Origin of the sequence: Achromobacter sp. JD-1, from assembly GCF_038594925.1 — a bacterium.
Taxonomy (GTDB): domain Bacteria; phylum Pseudomonadota; class Gammaproteobacteria; order Burkholderiales; family Burkholderiaceae_B; genus Achromobacter; species Achromobacter spanius_C.
In genome coordinates, this window is record NZ_JBCGCS010000105.1 from 1 (window position 1) to 639 (window position 639).

Here is a 639-nt window from a genome sequence, read left to right on the forward strand (position 1 = left end):
ACCGCGCTGCTACCGAGCGACGGATCTGAGCGTGTAGACCGAGCTGAAGTCCAGATCTCGAGCGACATAAATTCCCAGCCGGCCGCCCTGGTTGCGGTAAAGCGTCGGCGGGATGTTGATGGTGTTGTCGAGCACGGTGGTTACTGCGTTTGTGGCCGCCTCGCCCGTGGTATTGAACTGGACCTGGCTGTTATCGCTGCTGCCACGCGAGGTTGCCCACGTACCCAAATCGCTGATCAAGCTGACCATGATGGCCCCGCCGAATCGCTCAGCGAAGTGCGTGTCGATGAAGCCATCCAGCCCTGCCTCACCCAGGGGGCCCGTGCCTGGAGAATCTAGCTGGATGACGACGCCCTTGGGAGTTTCGAGACGTGACCACACTACGCCGACACGCGGCTGGCCTTGTGCCAATACACCTTGCTGATAGCCGATGAATCGCGTCCCCTTGTCGATCAGGACCACGCGGCCGCTCGTCGAGCGGATATCGTGCGGCGCAAAGCAGCTGAGCATGCCCGCCTGCGCAGTCACGAGCTTGGTTTCCTGCACACAATCGATCATTGATCCTTGCGTGATCAACATGTCTCGATTGCCAACCAGGCCAGCCCGAGAAGCGGAGAGCTTCATAGGGGTGAGCTTGCC

At 60.6% G+C, this 639-nt stretch carries 1 protein-coding gene; it reads right to left on the minus strand.

Going from position 1 to position 639, the window contains the following annotated elements:
* Positions 1-9 precede the first annotated feature (9 nt).
* On the minus strand, positions 10-639 hold a 630-nt coding region (gene virB10 / locus WBR68_RS31435), incomplete at its 5' end, for a type IV secretion system protein VirB10 (protein WP_230696279.1).